14 protein-coding genes are annotated in these 18528 nt (G+C 65.4%); 4 read left to right on the top strand and 10 right to left on the bottom strand.

The annotated features are described in order from the left end of the window. Window positions 1-37: 37 nt before the first annotated feature. Complete coding sequence (locus tag QOL62_RS13760) at window positions 38-934, bottom strand: pirin family protein (RefSeq protein ID WP_283406686.1); 897 nt, start codon at window positions 932-934, stop codon at window positions 38-40. A 194-nt stretch (window positions 935-1128) separates the two neighbouring features. Between QOL62_RS13760 and QOL62_RS13755 the strand changes: the two genes are divergently transcribed. Next, window positions 1129-2028 (top strand): Rossmann-like and DUF2520 domain-containing protein, encoded by a 900-nt coding sequence (locus QOL62_RS13755; protein WP_283406685.1) that lies wholly within the window; start codon window positions 1129-1131, stop codon window positions 2026-2028. On the opposite strand, the gene QOL62_RS13750 is transcribed toward QOL62_RS13755, so the two are convergent. Continuing rightward, window positions 2025-3668, bottom strand: a complete 1644-nt coding sequence (locus QOL62_RS13750) for a Na+/H+ antiporter (protein WP_283406684.1) — start codon at window positions 3666-3668, stop codon at window positions 2025-2027. The two genes, QOL62_RS13755 and QOL62_RS13750, sit on opposite strands and share 4 nt — an antisense overlap. A gap of 292 nt (window positions 3669-3960) precedes the next feature. Between QOL62_RS13750 and QOL62_RS13745 the strand changes: the two genes are divergently transcribed. Then, window positions 3961-4632 carry a spermidine synthase family protein gene (locus tag QOL62_RS13745; RefSeq protein ID WP_283406683.1) on the top strand — a complete coding sequence of 224 codons (672 nt, stop codon included), beginning with the start codon at window positions 3961-3963 and terminating at the stop codon, window positions 4630-4632. Between the two features lie 123 nt (window positions 4633-4755). Here the strand turns inward: QOL62_RS13745 and QOL62_RS13740 are convergent, their stop codons facing one another. From QOL62_RS13740 to QOL62_RS13730, 3 genes are all read right to left on the bottom strand, one after another. After that, window positions 4756-4917 (bottom strand): hypothetical protein, encoded by a 162-nt coding sequence (locus QOL62_RS13740; protein WP_158250669.1) that lies wholly within the window; start codon window positions 4915-4917, stop codon window positions 4756-4758. A gap of 116 nt (window positions 4918-5033) precedes the next feature. Next, window positions 5034-7271, bottom strand: a complete 2238-nt coding sequence (katG, locus tag QOL62_RS13735; protein ID WP_283406682.1) for a catalase/peroxidase HPI — start codon at window positions 7269-7271, stop codon at window positions 5034-5036. Between the two features lie 157 nt (window positions 7272-7428). Continuing rightward, window positions 7429-8157 (bottom strand): extensin-like domain-containing protein, encoded by a 729-nt coding sequence (locus QOL62_RS13730; protein ID WP_283406681.1) that lies wholly within the window; start codon window positions 8155-8157, stop codon window positions 7429-7431. Window positions 8158-8358: 201 nt separating this feature from the next. Between QOL62_RS13730 and QOL62_RS13725 the strand changes: the two genes are divergently transcribed. Next, window positions 8359-8610, top strand: a complete 252-nt coding sequence (locus tag QOL62_RS13725) for a hypothetical protein (protein WP_146049665.1) — start codon at window positions 8359-8361, stop codon at window positions 8608-8610. A 65-nt stretch (window positions 8611-8675) separates the two neighbouring features. Here the strand turns inward: QOL62_RS13725 and QOL62_RS13720 are convergent, their stop codons facing one another. Beyond that, window positions 8676-10274 (bottom strand): ABC-F family ATP-binding cassette domain-containing protein, encoded by a 1599-nt coding sequence (locus tag QOL62_RS13720; RefSeq protein WP_283406680.1) that lies wholly within the window; start codon window positions 10272-10274, stop codon window positions 8676-8678. Window positions 10275-10419: 145 nt separating this feature from the next. Then, window positions 10420-12837 carry a TonB-dependent receptor gene (locus QOL62_RS13715; RefSeq protein WP_283406679.1) on the bottom strand — a complete coding sequence of 806 codons (2418 nt, stop codon included), beginning with the start codon at window positions 12835-12837 and terminating at the stop codon, window positions 10420-10422. Between the two features lie 344 nt (window positions 12838-13181). Between QOL62_RS13715 and QOL62_RS13710 the strand changes: the two genes are divergently transcribed. Continuing rightward, window positions 13182-13715 (top strand): VOC family protein, encoded by a 534-nt coding sequence (locus QOL62_RS13710; protein WP_283406678.1) that lies wholly within the window; start codon window positions 13182-13184, stop codon window positions 13713-13715. A 42-nt stretch (window positions 13716-13757) separates the two neighbouring features. Here the strand turns inward: QOL62_RS13710 and QOL62_RS13705 are convergent, their stop codons facing one another. From QOL62_RS13705 to QOL62_RS13695, 3 genes are all read right to left on the bottom strand, one after another. Beyond that, window positions 13758-14759: an SDR family oxidoreductase gene (locus QOL62_RS13705; protein ID WP_283406677.1), complete on the bottom strand. Its 1002-nt coding sequence runs from the start codon at window positions 14757-14759 to the stop codon at window positions 13758-13760. 187 nt (window positions 14760-14946) lie between these two features. Further along, a complete protein-coding gene (locus QOL62_RS13700) occupies window positions 14947-15771 on the bottom strand; it encodes a universal stress protein (protein WP_283406676.1) in 825 nt (274 codons plus the stop codon). A 25-nt stretch (window positions 15772-15796) separates the two neighbouring features. After that, window positions 15797-18514 carry an HAD-IC family P-type ATPase gene (locus QOL62_RS13695; RefSeq protein ID WP_283406675.1) on the bottom strand — a complete coding sequence of 906 codons (2718 nt, stop codon included), beginning with the start codon at window positions 18512-18514 and terminating at the stop codon, window positions 15797-15799. Between the last annotated feature and the right edge of the window lie 14 nt (window positions 18515-18528).

The following is an 18528-nucleotide window of genomic DNA, read 5'->3' as shown; positions in this document are numbered from 1 at the left end:
AGTCAGCCGAGGAACCTCAATCGCGTTTCCCGGGGTATCACGACATTGCGGGTGGCTTGAGAAAGGGATCGTCAGGCAGAGGAATGAACTCCGCGTCATCGGCGTCGGGAAGTTTCATCCGCCCCGCCCTCCAGTCCTCCGCAGCCTGGCGGAGGCGCTCCTGAGAGGACGAGACGAAATTCCAGTAGAGGAAGCGCTCACCCACGGGTTCCCCGCCCAGCACCATCACCGTCGACGGCGCCAAAGCTTTCAGGCTGGATGTCTCGGCACCCAGAACAAGCATCTGTCCGGGACCGTAGGGCGTCCCGTTTACCTCGACGAGCCCGGTGGCGATGTACGCCGCTCGCTCCGGATGGTCGCCCGGAACTTCCGCGCGTGCATTGGCGTCCAGATCAAGATGAGCGTAGAACAGCGGTGAATGGGTCCGCACGCCTGCGGTCAGGCCATAGGCACGGCCGGCGATCAGGTGGCCGCTCACGCCTCCTTCGCGCCATTGCGGCAGATCGGCCCCTTCATGATGGGAAAAGGCAGGGCCGACCTCCTCGGCGCCGTCCGGAAGAGCCACCCAGGCTTGGATGCCGTGCAGGTGATCTCCCTCGGCCCGCGCCTTTTCGAAGCGCTCGCTATGGGTGATGCCGCTGCCTGCGGTCATCCAGTTCACTTCCCTCGGACGCACGGGCTGGTGCGAGCCAACGCTGTCGCGATGGACGATCTCCCCGGAGAACAGGTACGTCACGGTGGACAAGCCAATGTGCGGGTGCGGCCGCACATCCAGGCTGCGATCGACCCCAGCCTGCACGTCAAGCGGCCCCATGTGATCGAAGAACACGAATGGGCCTATCATTCGCCGCTTGGCGAACGGCAGGACCCGGCCCACATCAAGTCCTCCCCCCAGACTGCGGCGGCGTTGCTCGATCACCATCTCGACGGTCATGGTGGCCCTTTCCCGAATTACGACCCGTGATAGAGCATTCCCTCCAAGCTGCACGGACCCTGCGCGACAAGAACGCGTGAAGCGGACGAAAGCTGCACTTAGCAGAGCTGCCTGACCCGGCCTTCCCCTGGATGCTATCGGCTGGCGATGATCTCGCTCGTGCAAGTTGCGCGGCGGGACGCTAAACGCCTGCCATGACGCAGAGTCCTCTCGCCACAAGACTGGGCATCGTCGGCACCGGCCGCGTGGCCCGCGTGCTCGCCGCCGCCCTCGCCCCGTGCTCGGCAGCGCCGCCCCTCCTGTGGGGCCGAAATCCGGCGCGTGTGGATGAAGCCCTGCAGGGCAATGGCGGAGCCGTCGCCGCAGGCGATCTCGTCGCCCTCACCTCTGCCTGCGACCTGATCGCGATAGCCGTGGCGGACGACGCCATCCCGCTCGTAACCGAAACCATGGCTTCAGCTTCCCTGAACCATCGCCCCTTCATATTCCACGTCAGCGGCAGCAGCGGGACAGCTCCGTTGTCCGGGCTTCAACGCGGCGGTGCGCTGACGGCGGCCATTCACCCGGCGATGACCTTCACGGGTGACACGGTGGTGGAACTGGAGCGGCTGCCGACCGCGCACTTCGCCGTAACGGGATCCAGCCCGGCGGCCATCACACAGGGTCTAGCGCTGGTGCAGGCGATCGGCGCCACGGCCGTCGAGATCAGTGAGGCACAACGTCCTCTCTACCACGCCGCCCTGTGCCATGCCGCGAACCACCTTGTAACTCTTATCGCAGGAGCGAGCGAGGCGCTGGCCACTGCCGGCGCGCCGGATCCAGGCGCCTTTCTGGCCCCCCTGGCAAGGGCCGCGCTGGAGAACAGCCTCGCCCGCGGGATGAGTGCGCTTTCCGGCCCGATCCTGAGAGGAGACGCGAGCACCGTGGCCAGCCATCTGCGCGCGATTGAGCGGGACACGCCGTCGCTCCTGCAGCCCTACTCCGCAATGGCGCGTGCCACGCTCGAGGCCCTCGACCGGGACGGAAAAAAGCGCGCCAATGCTGAGCTGCGCTCCCTGCTGGAGCAGGCGCCCTCCGCTCCCGAACGCGATTAGGCATGCCCTGAGGAACCGAACCGCGCCTCCGAAAGATCAAGCTCGCGCGTCAGCTTACGGGCTAGATCGCTGCTCACGCTGCGACCGCGCACGAGCTGTTCCAGAGCCGCGCGTTCGGCCCTGAGACCGACAAGCCGGAAGTCGCGCAGCAACCGATCGCTTGCCCGGACCTCGCCGGGATTGCGGTCACTCAGTCCGTCGATCCGCTCACGATAGAGGTCCATCACCTGCCCACCGGCTTCCGCGAAGATGTCCGCCTCGCCGTGGCTCTCCGCCAGCTCGTGCTGATGCCGTTCTATTGCCCGGATAGCGGCTTCGGCGGCGGCAATCCGGGCAGCATCCTCCTCTGCCTGCCGTGCAGGCTCGGGCGGCATGGCAAGGCCTTTCAGCAGGAGGGGAAGCAGGACGCTGGCAAGCACCAGGGACACCACGATCACCCCTGCAGCCAGGAAGATCGCCAGATCCCGGGCTGGAAACGGCGTGCCGTCACTCAGCGTCAGCGGAAGCGTCAGTACGCCCGCCAAGGTAATGGCGCCTCGAACCCCGGCCACCGAAGTGGCCGCGATCAGCCTGAAATCGGGTGTCTGGACGCCGACAACCTGCCGTCCCTTGCGCAGGATCGTCAGCTTGAGCGAGGCCCAGACCCATAGGAAGCGCAGGATCGCCAGCCCGGCCACGATGGCCAGCACATACACGGCCAACCACCAGGGTTGCGTGTGGCCGGTTGCCGCCACTGTCCGATCCGCACTCTCGACGATACCGGGGATCTGTTCGCCAAGCAGGACGAAGATGATGCCGTTTAGCGTGAACTGGATCATGTCCCAGACCGAGTTGCGGCGCATCCGGGTCGCCGCCAGCGCCTGGCGCGAGATCTCGGCATAGGCCATCGTCACGCCGGCGCTCACTGCCGCGAGGATGCCGGAAGCGTGGACGTGTTCGGCAAGGAGGTAGGAGCCGAAGGGGATCAGCAGGCTGACGAGGATCTGCGACCCCGTATCCTCTCCCCATCGGCCGGACACCCACGCCTTGGCGCGAGTGGCCGCCAGCGTCACCCCGACGCCGATCGCCAGCCCCGCCCCAGCGACCCACAGGAAATCAAGAGCGGCAGCCCCGGCCGAGAAGGTGCCGGTAAGCGCGGCGGCGACCGCGAAGCGCAGGCAAACAAGGCCAGAGGCGTCGTTGAGCAGCGATTCGCCCTCCAGGATGTGCATCATCCGCTTGGGAATAGGCACGCGCGCCGCAATCGCTGAAACCGCGATCGGATCCGTGGGAGAGACAACCGCCGCCAGGGCGAAGGCCACCGCCAGCGGCATTGCCGGGATCATCCAGTTGATCAGGAAGGCCATGCCCACGACCGTCAGCAGCACCAGGCCCAGCGCCAGTTCCACCACGGTAGAGAGGTCTTTGAAGAGTTCGTCCTTCGGTATGCGCCACCCGTCCAGAAAAAGCAGGGGCGGGAGGAACAGGAAGAGGAAAAGCTCGGGATTCAGTTCGACACGGTGCGACGTGAACATTCCGATCGCGCCGCCCAGCATGATCTGGACCAGCGGCGTCGGGATGCCAAACGGCAGCATCCTTGCAACGGCACCGCTGACGACGACCGCCAGCAGCAGGAAAAGGACAATCGAAACGGACTCCAAAACTGCACTCCATGTGGCTGAAGGTCCAGCTTAGGGGAGCTGTCGCGGTCTGAACAAGCCACAGCGGCAGAAAATCCGGTCCGCCCGATGGCGTATATCGCTGGCGGCAATGCAAAAACATGACTATCGCTGCGTCATCGGCAGCACCGACAGGGCGCGCTGGCGACTGAGAGACAGCAGACGTGCTCCCGCCTTTTGTCCGGAGCCTTTGCATGTTCTCTCCGCCACCTGCTCCCCCGCTCGCGCCCGCAGGGCTCGCCCACGACTTCTCCAGCGCGGCAGCGCAGCTGTCATGATCGACGATAAACTGGTTGGCACCGCCTTCGTGCCCGATGGCGTGGAGCTGAGGTTGGTGCAGCATGGCGAGGCGTTCACGATCCTCCTCGAGGACAACGAGTTGATGAGCACGAAAGCCAGTGCCTCGGAAGAGGCGCTGGCGATCATGACGCGCGAGCGTCTGCCCGACCGGCCGGCGCTGCAGTTCCTGATCGGCGGTTACGGGATGGGGTATACGCTTCGCGCCGCCCTGTCCGTACTTGACGAGGACGCGCATGTCGTTGTTTCGGAGATCGTCCCGGAGATCCTCACCTGGGCGAAAGGGCCCATGCGCGCGTTCACGGACGGCTGCCTTGACGATCCTCGCGTCACGGTCGTGGGCGAAGACGTCGCGCTCCTGATCGACTCTGCGCAGGACGCCTATGATGCGATCCTTCTGGACGTGGACAACGGACCCGAGGGTCTGACCCGCAGAAGCAACGATGGCCTCTACTCCGTTGCAGGATTGCACAGAGCCATGGCCGCGTTGCGTTCCGGCGGCATCCTCGCGATCTGGTCCGCCTACGCGGATCCGGCCTTCACCGTACGTCTCCAGGAGGCCGGCTTCCGGGTTTCGGAAGAGGAAGTGCGAGCCCGGCCAAATGGCAAGGGATTTCGCCACCTGATCTGGTTTGCGCAGAAGCCCTGACATTGCGCCGCGCTGCGGGATAACGTCCTGAGCCGCGCATGCCACCGGCGATCTCGGCCGTTTACTTGTAGCAACGCTCCACACTGCAAGAGTGCGGTGGCGGCGGTCTGCGCTGGTGCCGGGTCACCCCACCGGGGCTGGCGGCAGGGCTTGGCTCTCAGGCTGCACCGGCGTTTGGAAGGAGCGGATGGCCGCCCATCCGATGAGCGCCGTGACCAAAAGGATCAGCACAAGAAGCACCTTGGCGAGAAGCCCGGGGCCTTTGCGCGCGGGAGGTCGGCTCATGGACTTCCACCCCTCTTTCCGTCTGCGCCGGGCCACCTGCCAGTTCCTTTTCCGCGGCGGTGGCTTCCGGGGATGTCACCCGGTCAACGAAGAGGTGACCGGGCAACGGGCGGCAATCAGCGTGTGGCGGGTTCGGCGATGCCAATAGGCTCCACGCTGTCCGGGTTCTGCGGCAGATCGAAACGGTCTGCGTTCATCACCTTGGTCCAGGCACTGACAAAGTCCCGGACGAACTTCTCCTCGTGGCCCACTTCGGCATAGACTTCCGCAACCGCGCGCAGCTGGCTGTTTGCGCCGAAGATCAGGTCAGTGCGGGTCGCCCGCCACTTTTCCTGCTGACCTCCGCGATCGTAGCCGATGAACTCCTCGTCGGCGCTTTCATCGATCACCTTCCAGAAGGTGTCGTTATCCAGCAGGTTGACGAAGAAGTCGTTGGTCAGTTGCCCCTTGCGGGTCGTGAAAACGCCTTCCGGCGCATCCTTGTAGTTGGCACCCAGAACGCGCAGGCCGCCCACCAGCACCGTCATTTCCGGCACGGAAAGCCCCAGAAGCGACGCACGGTCGAGCAGAAGCTCCTCCGTCTTCACGGAGTGCTTGGTCTTCAGGTAATTGCGGAAGCCGTCGGCCACCGGCTCCATCACCGCGAAGCTGTCCGCGTCCGTCCATTCCTCAGTGGCGTCGCCGCGTCCGCTCTTGAACGGCACCTCGATGGAGAACCCGGCGTCCCCGGCGGCCTTTTCGACCGCAGTCGTCCCCGCGAGCACGATCGCATCGGCCATCGAAAGCCCGCCGCGCAGTTCATCGATCTTTGCGAGCGTGCCCGCCAGTTCCTCCGGCTCATTGACGATCCAGTCCCGCTGCGGCGCCAGCCGGATACGCGCACCGTTCGCACCACCACGATGATCGGACCTGCGATAGGTTGAGGCCGAGGCCCACGCCGTCTTCACCAGTTGGCCGACGGTCAGGCCGGCGTCGAGGATCGCCGTCTTGAACGCCGCCACGTCCGCTTGGGAAGCCTGCTGACCCGGCGGCACGGGATCCTGCCAGATCAGCGTTTCCTCCGGCACTTCCGGGCCGAGATACCGGACCTTGGGACCCATGTCGCGGTGAGTCAGCTTGAACCACGCGCGTGCAAAGGCATCCTTGAACGCTTCGTGATCGTTGCGAAACCGTTCCGAGATGGCCCGGAACTCGGGGTCGACCTTCAAGGCCATGTCGGCGGTCGTCATCATCGTCGGTACCCGCAGCGATGCGTCGTGAGCCGCCGGTGCCATGTCCTCGGGCTTCTGGTTGATCGGCTGCCACTGGTGCGCACCGGCCGGGCTGCGGACAAGCTCGTACTCGTAGTCGAACAGGAGGCGAAAATAGTTCTCGGACCACTCCGTCGGCGTGTTCACCCACGCGCCTTCGATGCCGCTGGTGATCGTATGCGCGCCAAAGCCGCTTTCGTGGGCGCTGGCCCATCCCAGCCCCTGCAGAGCGATATCCGCAGCCTCAGGCGCCGCATCCACCAGACTGGGATCACCCGCGCCGTGGGCCTTGCCGAAGGTATGACCGCCTGCGGTGAGCGCGACAGTTTCCTCATGGTTCATCGCCATGCGCTCAAACGTCACCTTGATGTCCCGCGCCGACTGCAGGGGGTCGGGCACGCCGCCCGGGCCTTCGGGATTGACGTAGATGAGGCCCATCTGGATCGCTGCCAGCGGATTCTCGAGCTCAAGTTCCTCCTCGGGAAGGATGCGCGTCTTGTTGTCCGGATGGCCGACGAACTGTTCTTCGCTGCCCCAGTAGATGTCGCGCTCCGGCTCGAAGACATCGCGGCGACCGCCGCCGAAGCCGAACACAGGACCACCCATCGACTCGATCGCGACGTTCCCCGTGAGGATGAACAGGTCGGCCCAGCTGATGTTCTTGCCGTACTTGCGCTTGATCGGCCAGAGGAGGCGACGTGCCTTGTCGAGGTTGCCGTTGTCCGGCCAGGAGTTGAGCGGTGCGAAACGCTGTTGGCCACTGTTGGCTCCGCCGCGCCCGTCTGCCGTGCGATAGGTCCCTGCGGCATGCCAGGCCATCCGGATGAAAAGACCGCCGTAGTTCCCGTAGTCGGCCGGCCACCAAGGCTGGCTGTCCGTCATCAGGGCTTTCAGGTCCGCCTTGAGCGCATCGTAGTCCAGGGCTTTGAACGCTTCGGCATAGTCGAACGTGTCGCCCATGGGGTCAGCCGAAAGGCCGCCCTGGTTGAGGATTTCCAGAGGGAGACTCTCGGGCCACCAATCGCGGTTCGTTCGCCCAAGCAGTGAGCGCACGGTTGTCGGCTTGCCCATGGGGCAGGCCATCTCACCTGTCTTCGCATCCATGTCGCATCTCTCCTATATCCCCGGCTGAAGGGTCACCCATTGCCGTGACGAGGTAAAGGCAAATCTGCGGTCAGGGGGCCCGCCAATCACCTGCATTAAGAGTTTGGCAGCCAGCATTTGGCGGTGCCGGGCACGATCCGAGGCGACCCGACGAGACTCAGCGGCACGCGGTCCAGCTGCCGCCGCGTCGCGCCTGGTCGAGGTGGAGGTGATCGGCGTGTGCCGCATTGTATTCAGGCGAGAGGACCGTCGAGAACGCTGCACACGCACGGTCTCGCACAGTACGCAGGAACAGGCTCTTCCCGTCCGGCTCGTCGGCCGCGGCACCCCAGTCGCGCAGGACGCTGATGCGGGTGCCGTCCGCCAGCACGAACGCCGATATGTCGATCGCATTGCCGGTCGCGTGCTCGCTCCAATTTCCTTCATCGCCCCCGCCGATCCTTCTGCAACTGTACGTGCCCAGCTGCTCGATCCGCACGACGGCCTGGCCCAGAAGCGCCTTCGCGGCCGGCTGAACGCCATTGTTCAGCCACCGCGCGAGGCCAGCGTCGACGGCGCAGGTGGCTTGGGCCCTGCGGGGACTTAGCGCGACGTCGAACCGCGCCGGGGCCCTCAGCACCTTGCGGTCATCTCTCCTGCACTCGCCCGTGCCGACAGGGGCCAGCGCGGTTTCCTCTATCCCGCTTCGCCTGAGAAAGGCCCGGCACTGATCGCGGTCTTCACGCAGAGCAGCCACCTTGCGAGCGGTCATCCAGCCATCCGGCGTACTCAGGGTCAGGGGCGCCCGGGGATCGTGCTCGGGATGGCGGCGCAGCCATTCCCGCGCGCCCAGCACGATGCCCCCCAGCATCAGCGCAACGATCAGCAGACGAAGAAAGATCGCCACTACAGCATAGCCTTACAGAACCACGGCCTGATACCGCCGGATAGCATGTGTCCTAATGCGCGAAGTCGCGCAGAGTTGTCGCCCTTCGCTGTGCAAATCCGCCATAGCCGGACGTGCGGCAACCTTCCGCAACTCCGTCGCGGGTAAAGTGTTACGCCTGTTGTTCCCCATACGAAGTTCGACAATGCCGGAGTGAAAATCTTGTCCGATCAACATCATGACCCGATGAACGAGCGTCATGCACCGCCGGGTGCGCGGAAAAGGTTTCGCAAGTCGGCCTGGATTGCGGCTGGACTGCTCGTCATGTTCCTGGCCGCCATGGCCATTACGTCGACGACCATCGGCATCGTGGACCGGCCCGGTCACGATCCCGGCTCGGTGCAGAAAGCCCCCGGCGACGAGGCCGATCTGCCGCGCGACAGCTCTCCGCAAGGAAGCACGCCCACATCGTGACCGCACGACAGAGCGCGGAAGCGTCCCTGCGATGGGCGTGCCCGCACTCAACGAGTGCAGCATCGTTACCTCGTGCCCGCCACACGATCATCGCCGATCGTGAGAGTTCGCATCGCCCCGACTGCTTCGCGGAAGCGAGCATCGTGACTGACGACGAGCAATGCGCCGTCAAAAGCCTGCAGCGCTGCTTCGAGAACCTCGGTCGATTCGATGTCCATATGGTTGGTAGGTTCGTCGAGGATGAGCAACCAGGGGGACTGCGGTGCAGACAGAACGACCGCCAGTGCCGCCCGCAGCCGCTCGCCGCCTGACAGAGTTCCGACGATCCGCTGGTTGTCACGACTGCGGAAAGCGAAGCGGGCACAGGCGGCATGGGCGGCCTCCTCGTCAAGCAGCGGGTGAAGGCGGCGCAGGTTGCCCAGGATGGTGTCTTGCGGATCAAGCAGGCGAAGATGCTGGTCGAGCATCGCAACGCGCTGGGAAGCTCGCCGCACGGTACCCTTGCTCGGCACGAGTTCGCCCATGGCAAGGCGCAGCAGCGTCGACTTGCCTGCCCCGTTGGGCCCGGTGATCGCGACCCGTTCCGGACCGTGGAGGGCGAACGTCCACGGCCCAAACTGTCGGTCGCCGACTTCGGCCTCCACCTCTTCCAGCGCGAGCACTTCGGTGTGCGGCGGCAGACCGGTAGCCGGCACCTCTATCGTAAGCGGGGTCAGGATCTCAACGCGGGCGCGCGCCAGTTCCAGCGTTCGGGTGGCCTCCTCGACCTGTCGATCGGCCAGCCGCCGGGCCTGTCCGCCGCTGTTCTGGGCCCGCTCCGCCTGCGCACCCAGCAAGATCCTGGGCTCCGATCCCCGCGCTGCGAAAGCCCGTCCCCTGCTGTCACGCCGCTGCTTCGCCTCACGGGAAGCCTGGGCCGCGTCCAGGGTGGAGCGAAGCGCCGCCTGGCTACGCTCCCGCTCCGTTTCCGCGAGCGCGCGCTGAGCCTCACGCGCTGCGGCGAAAGCGGACCAGCCGCCCCCGACAATCCGCACCCCCGTAGAATTGAGTTCGACGATGCGATCCATGTGCTCGAGCAGCGCGCGGTCATGGCTTGCCACCAGCACTCCGCCTCGCCAGCTTTCAATCAACTGCTCGATCGCTTCGCGCCCGATGCTGTCCAGATTGTTCGTCGGTTCGTCGAGCAGCAGGAGGTCAGGTCGTTCGAGAACAAGCCGCGCCAGGCCGATGCGGGTCTGCTCGCCGCCTGAAAGGCTCTCCATCCGCCGGTGCAGATCCAGCCCTGCCAATCCGACGCGGACAAGTCCGCTTTCGATGGCGGCCGGAAGCGTCCAGTCCGCGTCGTCCAGATCGGCGTCCGTGCCGTCTCCGGCCTCTATTCGATTCAGGATGGCAAGTGGATCGGCGACGCCAAGCGCTTCTGCGATCGTGTCCTCGCCCCGCCAACGTTGAAGCAGTCTGCCCGCAGTGCCGGTACGATGCACCGTGCCGGAAAGCGGCTCCGCGTCACCTGCTGCGATCCCCAGCAGGGTCGACTTGCCGGAACCATTGCGCCCGACGAGGCCAACCCGCTCGGCACCGAGCGAGAGGGTCAGATCATGGAAAAGAGGACGGCCGTCAGGCGTGGCGGCCGAAATGCCGGAAAGGGTGAGAAAGCTGGACATGGACACCGTGATGAACCGGGAAGACAAGGTGGGCTGCGCTGGTCTTCGAATGGTACACGGGCTTGCGTCCTTATGCTGGGACTGACTCTATAGGGCTGGAGCAGGCACAGCACCACCCCTGCGCTCCACGTGGCAGGGAGGTCCGTCAACGGCGGTTCAGGAGACTGTCCTTCAACGTCAGCTGCAAGGTTATCGAACGTGGCGGACTGGCGGTTCCAAGAACGTCGCCCTGTACCGTTGTGCTCGTGCCGGTCCCGCTTGCAGTCGCCCCGACCACCGAACCCGCCACTACGTAAAGCTTGTTCGTCAGGTTACGTCCGATCAGCGCCACCTCCCACGGCTTGTCGCTGCCGCCGTTGAGCGTGACCGTTCCGTTCAGGAGCCAATAGGCCTCCTGCCGGTTGAGGGGGTTCGCTTCGGTTTGCGTGATGTAGCTGCTCGAATAGTTCGTATCGACGGCGATGGTTGCGCCCAGCGCATCCGAAAAGCTGTGGTCGTAGGCCACGCCGGCTGTCAGCGTGAATTCGGGCGCGCGGAACAGGCGCTGTCCGGTCTGATCCTGATCCTGATAGGGATTGGCTGCGGTTCCGTACGTGGGTGATGGCAGGCCGGGGTTGCGCGGGTTGAGGTTGCACCCCGCCGCCACGGATTGGCCAGCGTAGCACCCTCCGATGAAGTCGGTATACCGCGACCGGTTGTACGCAGCGGCCGCGTTGATCGACAGGCCCGCTACGGCATCCGGCCGGAAGGTGACACTGGCCTCCACGCCCTTGATCTCGGCACCTCCGGCGTTCTGAGTGAGCTGCGTGAAGGACGCGTTGTCATAGCGGGAGAGCTGAAGGCCTTCGTACTTGTAGTAGTAGCCCACTAGGTCGAACAGGAGCTGGCGGCCGGCAAGATACCCCTTGATGCCACCCTCGCCTCCTCTGGCCGTCATCTGGCCATAGGAAAGATCGACCCGGGGCAACGCCTGGTTCGCCTGTGAGCGGAGGGTTGTGGGGACGGTGTTGAACCCGCCCGAGGTGAAACCCTCGCGATAGGCGGCGTAAAGCGTCAGATCGCTGTTCGGCCGCCAGGTCAGGGTGATCTCGGGCGAAAAATCCTCGTAGTTGCGGCGCGGCTTCAGCACGTCGATCGGGCTGCCGAACGAGGTACCGAAGAGCGTCTTGCGCTCCCACGAATAGCGTCCGCCCGCCGCCAGTTCGAGCGTGTCGATCAGCCTGTAGCGCGCCTGCCCGAACACGGAGTAGGCCGTGGTGTGCACGTCATAGAAGGTGGAGCCTACCAGGAACGGTGTCGCTGCGCCGCCGAAGTCGACACCGAAAGCCTGGCGAATCTTGAAGTGGGCATCCTGGAAAAAGCCGCCGAACAGCACATTGAAAGGGCCATCGAAGTCGGTCGCGACGCGCACCTCCTGGCTCACCGCGTCCGCGACGATATCGTTGGAGGCGCCGAAGTACGGTACGTTGGAGAACGTGAACGGGTCGACCGACTTCTCGCCAAGGCGATAGTATCCCGTCACGGAGGACAGCGTCAGCTCGTCATTGAGATCCTGGTCCGCCGAGAGCGAGGCCAGGAACTGGGTGGACCTGACGAAGGGTACCCCATCCCCGAAGGTCGGGTCGAGGGTAACCATGCGCGCAGGCAGTATGACGCTGTAGAAGTCGCGGTTCAGCTTGCAGTCGATCGCGCCGGACAAGCGGCTGGTGCCACCCGGACAGAACACGATCTGGGAGCCTCCGGTGGGACCGACGCCGTCGCGCGTCCGCCGACCGTATGCGACCTTTCCGGCGATCCGCGTCGCATCATCGGGTGAAGCGAAGGCAAGGGTTCCGCGCACGAAGACATCTTCGGCGTTGTAGCTGTCCGCCGCCGGCCCCGCCGTGACACCCGGCAGGGGCTCGGCGACGTTGCGGAACCAGCCGTCCTCCTTGGAATAGTAGCCCACGACGCGTGCGCCGACCGTTTCGGTAAGAGGGGCTGAAACGGTGCCCTCCACGAAACGCTGGTCGGCGGCGAACTCGTACCCGGTGCGCACCTTCGCTTCGAAGGTTGGCCCGGGGTCCTGCGAAACCAGCGACACGATGCCGCCCGGACTGTTCTTGCCATAGAACAGCGCCTGCGGCCCCTTGAGCACCTCCACGCGTTCCAAATCTATCTGGCCAAGCCGGATGGCGTTGCCGTAGCTGATCGGCACCCCGTCAACGTTCAGGGTGACTGCGGTTTCAGTGGACGGATTCGATATCCCCGAACCAATGCCCCGCAGATTGATGGAGCCACCCACCTGGTTCTGCGATTCCGCGATGACCAGTTGCGGCACCTGCTGGCTGATCGCGGTCAGCGTGACCGTGGCGTAGCGCTGCAACTGCTCCTGCGACAGCGCGGAAACCGCCACCGGCACATCCAGGAGGCGCTCGCTCCTTTTGCGGGCAGTCACGATGATGTCGCCGCGCGCGGCATCGACGGCGCTGCCGCCATCGCCCTGCTGCGCCACGACCGGCGATACCGTCGAGAGGTAGACAAACACCGTAGCGACGCCTGCCGCCGTCCGCCGTCCGCTCATGCACTCACTCCCACAGCGCTCGTCGGGTCCGCCAGCCTGGCTTGATCGGGCGGTTTCCTTCTCCGATGCGTCGTCCCAAAGCGTTCTTCCGGGGTGGTGCGGTGTCAACAGGGACGGTTCGAGCATCGCCGGGCCGTGGTGGAATTGCCAGAAAGGTCAAGACACCTTGCCTTCTCGGACACTTGCGAGGAGCGACCTGGGCGCGGCTCGGCGTAGTCAATCCGGGTGCCCTAACCGAATGGGCCAAGGCAGTTGACAAACAGTCATGGTTGTTTGTTATTTCTCGCCGGACTGTCGAGTCACCATGACGCCGGCAAAGGAGCACAGCGGGAGAGCCTTTCGCGATGAGCAGGATCTATGGCAGGATTTTCCAGATCGCGTACGTCGTGCCTGATCTTGACCAGGCGGTCGCGCACTGGACCGGGACGATGGGCGTCGGTCCCTTCTACGACTTCCCGCTCCCCCTGCATTTCGAGGAACTCTCCGTTGCCGAGAAGCCGGTGGCGCTGAACGAGCCGATCTTTGGCGGCGTATCGATCAGCTACAGCGGCGACACGATGATCGAACTCATCCAGCCTGGCCCTGCCCCCTCGACGTACCGGGACTTCCTTGATGGCGGCAACAGCGGAGTACACCATTACGGTACCTGGATCGATGACTACGAGGGCACGCTGGCCCACGCGCGGGAGAACGACGTCCCCGTCGTGCTGGAAGGTCGCCTGCCACTGTCGCGCTTCGCCTATCTCGATCTCGCGCGTGACGGACTGAGCCCGCTGGTAGAGGTCACCGCGCCCCTGCCGCCGATGGTGGAACTGTTCGCCATGATCAGGCGCGAAGCGGCCCGTTGGGACGGTACCGATCCTCGCCGCACCATCTGATGGACAGCCGCGCCGGAAGCCCTGTGCCGGCGCCGAGCGCGCTCAGGGGCTTCCCTTTCCTCCATGCGCGCCCACGGCTGTCCCGGTGCTGAAGCTCGATTCATCCGAAGCCAGCATGACGAAGAGCGGCGCCAGTTCTGCAGGCTGTCCCGCGCGGCCCAGGGGAGTGTCCTGGCCGAACTCTCCAAGCTTGCCGGGCAACTGCCCGCCCGCCACCTGCAATGGCGTCCAGATCGGCCCGGGCGCCACCATGTTGACGCGGATGCCCTTCTTGGCGAGCTGCTTCGCCAGTCCCTTGGTGAAGATGAGCACCGCTCCCTTCGTGCTGGCGTAATCCAGCAGTTCCTCGCCCGGATCGTAGGAGTTCACGGAACCCGTGTTGATGATCACGGAACCCGCCGGCATCAGCGGAATGGCAGCCTTGCTGATGCGGAACATCGCAAAGATGTTGGTTTCGAACGTCCGCACCATCTGCTCATCCGAGATTTCGCTGATGTCGGCTTTACTCTGCTGGTAGGCGGCGTTGTTGACAAGGATGTCGAGCCCGCCAAGCCCTTCCGCAGCTTGCGCGACGAGCCTCCTGCAGGCATCTTCGGTACGGATGTCGGCGGGAATGGCCACCGCCTTGCGACCAGCCTGCCGTATGAGATCCACCACCTCGCGCGCGTCAGGCTCCTCGGTCGGGTAGTAGTTGATCGCCACATCCGCGCCTTCCCGTGCGAAGGCGATCGCGGCTGCGCGACCGATGCCGCTGTCGGCGCCGGTCAGCAGCGCCTTGCGACCGGCAAGGCGGCCGGAACCCCGATAGCTTGTCTCCCCGTGATCGGGTCGTGGGTTCATCTTGCCGGCAAGAGCGGGCCAGGGCTGCCGCTGCTCGGGAAAAGGCTCCGTGGTGTACTTCGTCCGCGGATCCTTCAGCCCGGCGGGAGCGCTCGTGCCCCCTGCGGCGGGCTGCTGCCCGAATACCGGCGATGCCGCCATGGCAAAGCCGGCCGCCGCACTTCCTCCCAGTACCATGCGCCGGGACGCTCCTTCTTCCGCCATTGCCTGCTCCACCTGCTAGAGAATTGCCGGCAGTAAACGGCCGAGGCGGATGAGTGGCCTTCCTCCACTAACGCAGGTGTGACAATGCTTCCGCTGCGGGGAGCTTTGGGAGGGCGGCGGGGGCGCTGCCGCGGTCACCGGACATGCTCCGACAGGCCCCGTGCGACGCTGCCGCTCGTGATGGGCCTCAGACCGTCAACCCATCGCGCACGATGAGGATGTCCTGCGCGATGGCGGTCAGGAGATCGGACGCGCGGCTCCCCAGCAGCACATGCGCCATGCTGCCCCAGCCGTGCGATCCCACGACCGCGACAGGATTGCGGTACTGCCGGGCGAACTTCTCAACCGCGCCTGCCGGATCGCTTTCCACGCTGTGAGGTGTGATCCGGTCTCGCCAGGGGGCCACCGTGGGCGAGGCGAGGAAACGCTCCATCTCTTCACGCGACCACGCTTCCCCCAGCTCAAGCGAGACATCCGCCTCGAGCCGTCTGGAAAGCGGCCTGCTGAAAGCGTGGACCAGAGTGATGGGCCCGTCGAACAGAACCGCCGCGGTGCCAAGCGCCCGCGCTGACCGTTCAGAGAAGTCGGTTCCGACGATGATGCCGTCGTAAGGCACGCGCGGACGCTCCTTCACCACCAGCACCGGCGCCGTCGCCCGCCGCACGAGATAATCCACCGCCGTCCCCAGAAAGAAGTCCGAGACGTGGTTGTAACGCGCCGCTCCGACGACGACGAACGCCGCCTGCCAGTCCTCGACAACGGTCGCCAGCATCTGGGGCGCCGGTCCCTGCTCGAGCACCACCTCGAACGGGACGGTGAGGTCTTCCACCACCCGGTCGAGCGCCTGGCGCGCCCACTGCATCCGCTGGCGGCCGTCGACGCCGTTCCTTTCTTCCACAGCATGCACAATGACGAGCCGCGCCCCACGCTGCTCGGCCAGCATCACCGCCCGGTCGAACGGGCGGTCGCTGCGCGCGGTCAGGTCGGTGGCGACGACAATGGGTGCGGTCATGTGTCTATCCTTGTTCGGCCCAAGATCAGGAGTGCAGTTCCTCGAACCAGTCGAAATGCTTCATCGCCCATTTCTCCAGTTCAAGCACCACGAAGAGAACCACGCCGAGCGCGACGATGATCGCGCCATCGAGCAACGTGATCGACCGCGTCCCGAAGATGTCGTGCATCACGGGCAGGTAGGTGAAGGCCAACTGCGCGAGCAGCACCCCGCCGATCGCCAGCAGGACCGCCGGCGTGCCGAGAGCACCGCGCCACGTGAGCGATCGCATGTGGAGATAGCGCACGTTGAACAGGTAGGAGGTTTCGGCGATGACCAGCATGTTGACCACCAGTGTGCGGGCGGTCGCGATGTCCTCTCCCCGCGCCTGCGCCACGAAGAAGACCGCCAGCATCAGCACCGTGAACAGAATCGACACGAAGATCACGCGCCACAACAGGAAAGGCGACAGCAACGACGCGTCGGCCCGCCGCGGCGGTCGCTGCATGACCTCGGTTTCGGGCGGCTCGAAGGCGAGCACCAGGCCGAGCGTCACCGTGGTGACAAGGTTGATCCAAAGGATCTGCGTCGCCGTCATCGGCAGGGTGAAGCCCAGGAGGATCGCCAGCACCATCAGCATGGCCTCCCCGCCGTTGGTCGGCAGAGTCCAGGCGATGACCTTGCGCAGGTTGTCGTAGACGGTGCGGCCCTCATGGACGGCCGCGACTATGGAAGCGAAGTTGTCATCCAGCAGCACCATCTGCGAGGCTTCGCGCGCCGCCTCGGTGCCGGCGAGCCCCATCGCGGTGCCCACGTCCGCCTGCTTGAGCGAGGGGGCGTCGTTCACCCCGTCTCCGGTCATCGCCACGATGGCGCCGCGCGCCTGCAGCGCCCGCACGATGCGCAGCTTGTGCTCCGGACTGGCGCGGGCAAAGACGCTGACGCGGCCGACCACATCCTCCAGTTCCGCATCGCTCAGGCGCTCAAGCTCGGCCCCCGTCATCGCCACCGGATCATCCGCAAGATCAAGCTGGCGCGCGATCGCGCGCGCCGTCTCCACGTGATCGCCGGTGATCATCTTCACCGCAATGCCGGCGCTGCGGCACTCGGCTATGGCCTGACGCGCTTCCTCGCGCGGCGGGTCAATGAAGCCCATCAGGCCCAGCATCGTCAGCCCTTCGATATCCTGCGCATGCAGACGCTCCCTCGGTTTGGGCAGGCGGACCATGCCGAAGCCGAGCAGGCGCTCGCCCAGACGCGCCGCCTTGGCTGACAGGTTGTCCCAGCGGACCGGATCGGCCTGCGGTTCGGCGAGTGCCAGCACCGCCTCCGGCGCCCCCTTCACAAAGACGACATGCTCCCCGCCTGGCCCCCGATGCAGCGTCGCCATGTAGCGGTAAGCCGCATCGAACGGAATCTCGTCCACCCGCGGCCACTCGCCCGCGAGATGGACAGGGTCCAGCCCCGCCTTCATCCCCAGCGCCAGAAGCGCGCCTTCCATAGGGTCTCCGGCAACCGTCCATTCGCCCTTAGTCTCGGACAGGCGGGCATCGTTGCACAGCATCCCGCAGCGCAGGATCGCAGCGGCATCGGCAAGCGCGGCAGCATCGTCGCGGCCACCCTCCTCCGTGATCGCACCCTGCGGCGCGTAGCCCGAGCCGGCGACGTCAAGCGCACAACTTGCCGTGAAGACGTGCCTCACAGTCATCTCGTTGCGGGTGAGCGTGCCGGTCTTGTCGGTGCAGATGACCGAAGTGGCCCCCAATGTCTCCACCGCCGGAAGCTTGCGGATCACCGCATTGCGCGCCGCCATCCGCCGGACACCGATGGCAAGGGTGATGGTGATGACCGCAGGCAGACCCTCCGGGATCGCCGCCGCCGCCACCGCGACGACGGATATCAGCGCATCATCCCACACGAACCCCCGGATCAGCACGGCGAACGCAAAGAGCAGGATCGAAGCACCCAGGATCGTGAAGGTCAGCTGGTGCGAGAAGCGGTTGATTTGCCGGATCAGCGGTGTGACGAGCACCGGCACCGCCTGCAGCATTCCGCTGATACGGCCGATCTCGGTCGCCGTACCCGTGGCGATCACGACGCCCGTGGCCTGTCCCTTGGCGACCAGCGTGCCCGAGAACGCCAGCGACGTGCGGTCACCCAGCGGCGCGTCAGGGGCGACCGCGTCCTCCTGCTTTTCCGCGGCAATGGATTCGCCGGTAAGCGCGGCCTCCTCGATCGCGAGGCCTCGCGCCCTCAGCAACCGCAGGTCGGCGGGCACACGGTCACCCGGCTCCAGCAGGACCACATCGCCGGGGACCAGGTCGACCACGTCGATCGATTGCCGGCGCCCTTCGCGCTGCACCACCGCGCGCGGCGAGATCAGCGACCCCATGCCGTTCAGCGATTCTTCCGCCTTGCCCTCCTGCACGAAGCCGACGATTGCGTTGACGATCACCACGGCCAGAATCACTACGGCATCGATCGGATGGGCCAGTGCGAGCGCAGCGATGGCAGCAGCCAGTAGGAAGTAGATCAGCGGATTGTGGAACTGCGCCAGGAAGCGCCGCAGAGGATGGACGCGTGCCTCCTGCGGCAGTGCATTCGGCCCGTACCGTTCGCGCCTGCGGGCCGCCTCGGCCTCGGAAAGTCCGGCCGGGGTGACGTCCAGCCTCGCAAGAGCCTCGGTGGGAGAGACCGCGTGCCACGGCGCGTCCCCGGAAGCTTCAGACGATAATGATGGGGGAAGATCGGCTGGTCTGTTCATGCTGCCCCTCTTTG

Origin of the sequence: Novosphingobium panipatense, assembly GCF_900182875.1 — a bacterium.
Lineage (GTDB): Bacteria > Pseudomonadota > Alphaproteobacteria > Sphingomonadales > Sphingomonadaceae > Novosphingobium > Novosphingobium panipatense.
Note: the sequence above shows the minus strand (reverse complement) of the source record. Positions and strands in the feature narration are given on the sequence as shown.